General features: G+C 44.5%; 9 protein-coding genes and 1 tRNA gene. 7 read left to right on the top strand and 3 right to left on the bottom strand.

Going from position 1 to position 6903, the window contains the following annotated elements; translation table 11 throughout:
- Window positions 1-195: 195 nt before the first annotated feature.
- Complete coding sequence (locus ACYVE4_RS08995) at window positions 196-429, bottom strand: hypothetical protein (RefSeq protein WP_461039192.1); 234 nt, start codon at window positions 427-429, stop codon at window positions 196-198.
- A 710-nt stretch (window positions 430-1139) separates the two neighbouring features.
- Here ACYVE4_RS08995 and ACYVE4_RS08990 point away from each other — a divergent pair.
- The 5 genes from ACYVE4_RS08990 (at window position 1140) to ACYVE4_RS08970 (ending at window position 4072) form a co-directional block, all read left to right on the top strand.
- Entirely contained in the window at window positions 1140-1367 is a 228-nt protein-coding gene (locus ACYVE4_RS08990; protein WP_461039190.1) for a hypothetical protein, read from the top strand.
- 47 nt (window positions 1368-1414) lie between these two features.
- Window positions 1415-1786 carry a hypothetical protein gene (locus ACYVE4_RS08985; RefSeq protein ID WP_461039188.1) on the top strand — a complete coding sequence of 124 codons (372 nt, stop codon included), beginning with the start codon at window positions 1415-1417 and terminating at the stop codon, window positions 1784-1786.
- Between the two features lie 60 nt (window positions 1787-1846).
- Window positions 1847-2086, top strand: a complete 240-nt coding sequence (locus ACYVE4_RS08980) for a hypothetical protein (RefSeq protein ID WP_461039186.1) — start codon at window positions 1847-1849, stop codon at window positions 2084-2086.
- A 421-nt stretch (window positions 2087-2507) separates the two neighbouring features.
- On the top strand, window positions 2508-2942 hold the full coding sequence (locus ACYVE4_RS08975; protein WP_461039184.1) for a hypothetical protein: 435 nt from the start codon (window positions 2508-2510) through the stop codon (window positions 2940-2942).
- Window positions 2943-3133: 191 nt separating this feature from the next.
- Window positions 3134-4072 (top strand): sterol desaturase family protein, encoded by a 939-nt coding sequence (locus ACYVE4_RS08970; RefSeq protein WP_461039182.1) that lies wholly within the window; start codon window positions 3134-3136, stop codon window positions 4070-4072.
- Between the two features lie 149 nt (window positions 4073-4221).
- On the opposite strand, the gene ACYVE4_RS08965 is transcribed toward ACYVE4_RS08970, so the two are convergent.
- Together ACYVE4_RS08965 and ACYVE4_RS08960 are read right to left on the bottom strand one after the other, a co-directional pair.
- Window positions 4222-5052: a DNA/RNA non-specific endonuclease gene (locus ACYVE4_RS08965; protein ID WP_461039181.1), complete on the bottom strand. Its 831-nt coding sequence runs from the start codon at window positions 5050-5052 to the stop codon at window positions 4222-4224.
- Window positions 5053-5377: 325 nt separating this feature from the next.
- Window positions 5378-5459: transfer RNA gene (locus tag ACYVE4_RS08960), tRNA-Leu, on the bottom strand.
- 150 nt (window positions 5460-5609) lie between these two features.
- Between ACYVE4_RS08960 and ACYVE4_RS08955 the strand changes: the two genes are divergently transcribed.
- Together ACYVE4_RS08955 and ACYVE4_RS08950 are read left to right on the top strand one after the other, a co-directional pair.
- Window positions 5610-6017, top strand: coding sequence for a DUF3127 domain-containing protein (locus tag ACYVE4_RS08955; RefSeq protein ID WP_461039179.1), 408 nt, complete (start codon window positions 5610-5612; stop codon window positions 6015-6017).
- A gap of 132 nt (window positions 6018-6149) precedes the next feature.
- On the top strand, window positions 6150-6869 hold the full coding sequence (locus tag ACYVE4_RS08950) for a tetratricopeptide repeat protein (protein WP_461039177.1): 720 nt from the start codon (window positions 6150-6152) through the stop codon (window positions 6867-6869).
- The last annotated feature ends 34 nt before the right edge of the window (window positions 6870-6903 follow it).

The following is a 6903-nucleotide window of genomic DNA, read 5'->3' as shown; positions in this document are numbered from 1 at the left end:
ACAACGCTGGCAATCGTAACATCTCTGGACTGAGGATACGTTTGCATAAAACGTTGCTTTGCCTCCTCAACACTCATATTGAAATACGCTTTTTTCCAGGGTTTTGGGGAAACAGACCCATACCCGGTAATGATGACTAGTGTATTCGATGCCATACATGATAAATTGATTGTTAGATCCGATTGCAGTCGAGAATTAGCCGATCGCTAAGCCTCGAATATAGTACTCCGTAATCGTCCCTGCTTTGCGAAGATCGACCATCAAGTCTTTACCCCGCCAGCTAAACGGGTCGACTCCGTTAATCGTAAGCGAATCTTTGGCCAGACTGATCTCAGGGCCACCCCGGATTACGCTCATAATATTGATCAGCACTTTAGGGGTCATTACCCCATCTTCCACTGTGAAGAGTTCATCAAAATTCATTCGCATGAGACTGGTTGATTAAAGGTGAGACTAACTAGATCTGCCTTCCAGGCATAAAATATCAATGAGCAGGAAGCCCTACTTATTAGGGTCTACTCAAGTGGGTGATTGATCAGATTGCTGATTGATAAGCAGCTGATCACAGGCAGAGATACGTATTGCAGTCAGAAGAAAAAGGCTGTTAGCCCACAGCGATTCAGGGAAGCTAAGCTAGGTATTTAACCAAGCCTTTCTGGATTACACAAGGGAAGTTGACTATTAAACCAGGCAATTAATTGGCGAAAACTGGTACTCAGCTAGGCTGTTACTTAGTGAACACGGCTAGAAGAGAAATGATTACTAATTCTTGAAAGAAATCGATTTAAAAGGAGCTACCTAATCCGAACGGCTTCAAGGTCAGATTGGTCTTTGCCCTAAATCGAATCTTTTTTATCAGCCGTTGAACAATTACACCCCAAAGGTGCTTATAGACTTGTACTTCACTCGTATTAGGTAGCGGCCTAATCCAGACTCGTAGCAATCGTTCAGTTAACTGAATACGAGCCTTCACTAGTCTTCTTTCGATTCCGAAATCATTGCTTTTTGAGTGTCAAGCTGTGGCAGCCACAGGTTGGTATATGCCCATACTCATGACAATTTTCGTACGTTTTTTTGCCTATGATGACGCTCAGCAGCAAACCTACCATCACCTACTAGCCGATACCTAGACTAGTTCGATGCAAAGCTTTACCAAGGGTCAATCAGTCCTGTTGATCGAGCAGACAGAAGGAAGTGTCGCGAAAACCTATGTGATTGCCAATCACCCTACAAGAAGAAAACATCCACGATATTCAACAGATACGGTGCAGGATATAGACATCTATGTCCTGAGCGAGAAAGATTGGCAAGAAAGCCGTTCCCGTTTTGATCAATTCCCTACCCCCTGGTATGGGCCAACTTTATAACCCTAACCTGTGAGTAACAACGCTTTAGGATTAATTTGTCTAAATGTATGAAGCAGTTATTAGAATGGGCCGTCGAGGCATTAACCGCCCGCCAGCCTTTACGAAAAAATCAGGTACTTGGCGAACTTAACCATGTGGGCCGCCAGTCACTAGAGCTCTTGTTCTTAGATAGCGACAGGCCAGAGCTGGGCGCGGTCGAACTCCTACAGATTCAAGTGAGTCCGGCTACCCATGTGTCCAACCTGAACCAGCCAAGGATTACCTGTCGGCTCAACAAGTTAATGGAATTGACTCGTTCTGAAAATCAGCGTAAGGACCCTGATATAGTATTGGTATTTCCGTCTACGCAGGAAGTCATTCGATGGCTTCAGACGAATGAATATATTCCACCTACTGTATCAATAAAAGGAACTGGGTGAACTTACTAGCCCGATCCACTTAATCGACTCACTCGTACCAGTATTTAATCTGTGAAATCTATGGAAACGATTTTATTCCTGGCCTTTGTATTAGGAGTCTTCTGGCTTATGCTTCAGCATGCCAGTAGGCGTCAAAAAAGGGGACAAGATTTACACCAGGCTTACCGAACGGCCATAGCCAGTGGTGACAGAACTCAGGCCCTTACGTGTGGTCAGGCCTATTATTGTTTTTTGCAAAACGGAAAATTAACGCTCAATGACGAGCTATCGATTAAAAAAGACTTGAGTGGCATGGTGTAACTCGATCAACATCACGGATAAGTCATATTGGTTCATGTTCCGCTGATTGATAGCTACCTAAGTAGCAAGAAAATAGTATTTATAAAAGTACCGACTTTGACCGTAGCTAGCCTGATTAACAGGGTATCACTCTATTTTTATCGACTATCATGAAACGAATCCACGCTTTCCAACTCTTTGTGCCAAGTTTGTACGTTGAACAGGCTCCGATTGCCCACCAATCGAATACGTTTTACAACATTCTTATTGGCATCCTACTCCTCTTAATTGGTTTTTATAGCTATAAAAACCAATTAAGAGGCGCCCAGCAGCAATTGAAAAGAAAGAAACGGCTGGAAACTGATAATTAACGGCTACTGACATAACAATAGACCGTTTACCTTACGCTTTGCCCAGCATAGTCCTGCAGATCCAACCTTGTATGAAAAAATGGCATAAGATTATCTTATTCGTTCTTTGTGGATTAAGTATGCTGATTCTGATTGGCCAATTAAAACATCAAGCGAAAATCGCCGAAATCGCCCTGAGGCAGGCGCAACAAAAAGCAGACTTGCTCCAAGCCGCCAAGCCCAATGCCAGTAGAGATTTAGTGATCAATAAATTTACTTGGCAGAAAGATGAAGTTGGGTCTGTTGCCTATCATTGGTTCACGATTTATAACACCTCGAAGCGGCACATGTACACAACTATCCCAGTACGATTTAGCTATTACTCAGAGTCAGGTGATGAGGTAGGTCGTACTGACAAAGTGATCGACAAAGCAGTAAGGATAGGAGAAACTGTACACCTTAATAAGGTAGCGACAGAATTACTCTATGAGCATGTGTATTGTGCAGACATGGAAATCATAGAGTGACACCTATTGGTTCTAACTACCTAAGTAAACTACGGCCCATTAAGAATTGGCTTGAGTAACGGTCGGCAGAACCCTTCTAATCAATGTCTCTTTTTCTCCTGTTACATCCGGCCGGTAGTCTGTCCTTCTCAGGGGATAAGAAGATAATGTCCATGGACCAGAGACCTATCGACTTTTAATTACTAATTCAAATGAATATCCCGTTTTTTGTTACTCCGCCTATTCAACTGGAGCACTTGTCAACCCTTGAGCAGACAACGCCTAATCTGATTTTATGGGCCGTTCCAGTCATGCTCTTTTTTACTCTTCTGGAAATGCTCATGACCTTTATTCAGGAAAAACCATACTACCATAAACGAGAAACCATTGGCTCGATCCTGGTAGGCTTAGGATCCCTGGTGATTAGTGCAGCAGTTAAATTATCGCTGCTATATGCTACCGTTTGGATCTACAACCAACTCCCCTGGCGTATGGCCTTGAGCTGGTGGACGGTCATTCCCTGCTATATCCTGTTTGATTTGTGCAGCTACTGGGCTCATCGGATTTCTCACGGGTCCCGTTTTTGGTGGGCAACCCATGTGGTACATCATTCTAGCGAACATTACAATCTAACTGTCTCCTTCCGGCTGAGCTGGATCCAGAATCTAAAAGTGTTTTTCTTTCTCCCCGTAGCGCTGCTTGGTTTTCATCCGATCATCTTTTTTACCACTAACCAAGTGGCCGTGCTGTTTCAGTTCTGGGTACATACCGAGTACATTCGCCGGTTACCTCGCTGGATCGAGTTCGTTTTTGCCACCCCGTCAAACCACCGGGTGCATCACGGCTCCCAGCCCAAGTATATCGACAAGAATTTCGGAGCGACGTTCATTTTTTGGGATCGCCTGTTTGGCACGTACCAGCTTGAAGAGGAGCCCGCCATTTACGGGATAACAACCAATATCGCTCAAAAGGCCAATCCACTGGTGATTAACTTCCACGAGGTACGCGATATTATTCGGGATGTAAAAGCCACGCGGGAGTGGCGACAAAAGTGGTTCTATGTGTTCGGTAGCCCCATTGAAGTGGATTGGCAGAAAAGCAGGCTGTTCAGAAAGGTTCCAAAAAGGCGATACCCAATAGCGTATAGCTAGTCGCTCTTCTATATGAAAGCAGGCCTGTACCTTAAAACTCTAGCGGCACGGTGTTATTAGTTCAATTTTGCCTGACACTTTAGTTGCCTCATTTTAGCAATCGGGTTAAGCCAGAGTTAATCATAAACCAATCTGATCAACTCTTACCTCTACTCTACCTCCTTCTGCACACTCTCCGATACATCCGACAGCAAGTCATACCCCGTCTGCTTCTCAATCTCATCCACACTAACCCGGTAGTTACCCCATGACTGCTCGCCAATCGCATTAGTATTGCCCATCCAGACCGCAATAACCCGCGTCTGATCGTTGATCCTATTCATATCATCCGAACCTACAGGCAGTACCACAATCACCTTCCAGAGCGCAGCCGGAACGGTTAGTTTGCCACTAGCGATAGTATTCGCTTTTCCATTATCACCCTCTCCACCTTTGCCGTGCGTACCAGCAATGATATATAGTTCATTACCTTGAGTGACTAGGTTCCGGCAGTACTCTTCCAGTCGTAACCAGGCCTGCCGATTTAACTGTGGAGCCTGGGGCACAATGTTGGTCAGAATGAACGTAGTTTTATTTTCCTCAGCGGTACTATCCCGATCATCCGAGGGGCAGAGGTGGCCGCGATCAAAACCGGTGTTAGTATAATCACCGTGTTTGGCCTGAAAGAAGCTGGTAGGCAAACTTTGATCAGGAATGAAGTTGCCTGTGTAACGCGATGCCGATCCTTTCCAGGCAGTTGATAAATGCCAGCTACACCAGTTAGCAATTCCTGTCGAATTGTTATAAGAAAGCGAATACGTTGGTCGGCTAATCAGGTAAGCGTTAGGACTGGAGTCGGATGCTTTGGCTCCATCAGGATTACCCAGCGCAATGTTGTCATCGCGAGTTGGCGTAGTATCGCTTGTGATGGATGGCTCTTTACACTGGCTGAGTGACAAGAGCAGAAATAAGCCAAATATTAGCCGAAAAGGATGCTTCATAACAGGTTGCGTCACTGCCCAAATTTAGGCTAATTTTTGGGTGGTAAGGTGGTAAACTCCTATATAGGGCCTTTACCATTACCAGCCAAAAAACGGCTCCCAAAACTCTTGCCAGCGGCAATTCGAAAGCGGCTAAAAAGGGGCTGGTAGTTGCCGACTAAATTCAGTTGAATTAAGCCAAATATTGAACTTGGAAGTAACAACAACTGAAGGAGATCAGGATACTACTTTGAGCTGCTTTGTACTTGTTTCAACCAGTGATTCAACCAGAAACTAAAAAAGCACTCACATGGAATTGTAAGTGCTTGTCGTTTAGTGTATTACGTGACCACGGGGAGACTCGAACTCCCATGCCGTGAAGCACCACCCCCTCAAGATGGCGTGTCTACCAGTTTCACCACGTGGCCGATTCGGTAATCGAGGTGCAAATATAACAGATTGAGTTTTTTCTGCCAACGACAGTCAGTAATCTTTTCCTTTTTTCGACCAGAATAGCCCGAAAATGATGAGATTTTCGTAATTTTATAGGTATAAATTAACTGAAAAGACCACGTAAAATGGCACTCGAATTAGTCGGAAAACTGATAAAAGTATTACCAGAAGTAACAGGTCAAGGCAAAAATGGTCCTTGGAATAAACAAGATTTTGTTATTGAAACACTTGATAGTCAATATCCTAAAAAAGTGTGTATGACAGCCTGGGGCGAAAAGGCAAATGATCTGAAACAATTTGCAGATGGTGATACCCTCAAAGCCACATTTAGCGCTGAATCACGGGAATATAATGATCGTTGGTACACAGAACTTCGGGCGTTTCGAATCGAATTAGCTGAAGGTGATAGTAGTTCTGTAGCGCCAGCTCGGTCTTCGCAGCCTGCTCAAGCACGTCCTGCGCAACAAAGCCAGCCGGCAGCTATGACGTTCAACGCTGCTTTTGACGAAGAAAGTAACGATCTGCCGTTTTAATCGTACTGAAAAACATCGAGGGGAGGAAGGAAGAAGGAAAGCAATTGTCCTGGATACCTATCCCTCCTTTTTTGTTTCGAATAGTCTCTTACAATGTTAGGCGGAATTATGAACGTTTCTTCGTTTTTGCCAATGATCCGCCTTATGCTAAGCCTGTTAGGGTTTATAGTATCAACAAGTGGCTGGGCACAGATTGCTGTACCTGATTCGCTTCGAAAGGCAGATTCTCTGTTTGCCGGTGGCGATCAGATGCAAGCGGTTCGCTTATATGAAATGGCACTTGCTGAAGGGCATACCGCTACCGACCCGCTGCTACTGAAGTTGGCCAGCGCTTATGAACAACAAAACGATGTTCCGCGTCTTCTCTATTATTTAGATGTCTATTTTGAGCGTCATCCTGAAGATGCCGTTTTGCGTCGTATGAACGACATCGCTCGGGCCAACAACCTGAGTGGATACGAAACCGACGATCTGAATTACTTTTATCTCTTCTATCGTAAATACGGCGTCTACTTCCTGCTTTTCCTCCTCATCCCGGCGGGATACGTATTTAGTGTTCTCATACTGAAAGTAATCCGCAAAGAAGAGATTCCAACTCGTCAGAAATGGATCATTTTTGTGTACTTATTATTGCTGTTGATTTTTACGAATCTGCCTGAAGGCGTACAATCGGGTATTACGAGTCGTGATCGTGTTTTGCTACGTACCGATCCGTCAGCAGCAGCCCCGGTGGTTGAAGTAATTGGCCGGGGAAATAAAGTGAATATTCTGGGAACGAAAGATATCTACTTCAGAGTACTCTGGCACAATGAACTCTACTTTATTCGACGAGATAGCGTCTGGATAATTTAACAATTGACTGATAACCTTGTTGACTGATTGAAGA

Source organism: Spirosoma harenae, assembly GCF_054776975.1.
The sequence above is the reverse complement of the archived record's forward strand: the minus strand, read 5'-3'. Positions and strand labels throughout refer to the sequence as shown.

What these genes read in the sequence shown, in the direction of transcription:
- ACYVE4_RS08995 (WP_461039192.1), bottom strand. Translation starts at nt 429, where the DNA reads ATGCGAATGAATTTTGATGAACTCTTCACAGTGGAAGATGGGGTAATG.
- ACYVE4_RS08990 (WP_461039190.1), top strand. Translation starts at nt 1,140, where the DNA reads ATGCAAAGCTTTACCAAGGGTCAATCAGTCCTGTTGATCGAGCAGACA.
- ACYVE4_RS08985 (WP_461039188.1), top strand. Translation starts at nt 1,415, where the DNA reads ATGAAGCAGTTATTAGAATGGGCCGTCGAGGCATTAACCGCCCGCCAG.
- ACYVE4_RS08980 (WP_461039186.1), top strand. Translation starts at nt 1,847, where the DNA reads ATGGAAACGATTTTATTCCTGGCCTTTGTATTAGGAGTCTTCTGGCTT.
- ACYVE4_RS08975 (WP_461039184.1), top strand. Translation starts at nt 2,508, where the DNA reads ATGAAAAAATGGCATAAGATTATCTTATTCGTTCTTTGTGGATTAAGT.
- ACYVE4_RS08970 (WP_461039182.1), top strand. Translation starts at nt 3,134, where the DNA reads ATGAATATCCCGTTTTTTGTTACTCCGCCTATTCAACTGGAGCACTTG.
- ACYVE4_RS08965 (WP_461039181.1), bottom strand. Translation starts at nt 5,052, where the DNA reads ATGAAGCATCCTTTTCGGCTAATATTTGGCTTATTTCTGCTCTTGTCA.
- ACYVE4_RS08955 (WP_461039179.1), top strand. Translation starts at nt 5,610, where the DNA reads ATGGCACTCGAATTAGTCGGAAAACTGATAAAAGTATTACCAGAAGTA.
- ACYVE4_RS08950 (WP_461039177.1), top strand. Translation starts at nt 6,150, where the DNA reads ATGATCCGCCTTATGCTAAGCCTGTTAGGGTTTATAGTATCAACAAGT.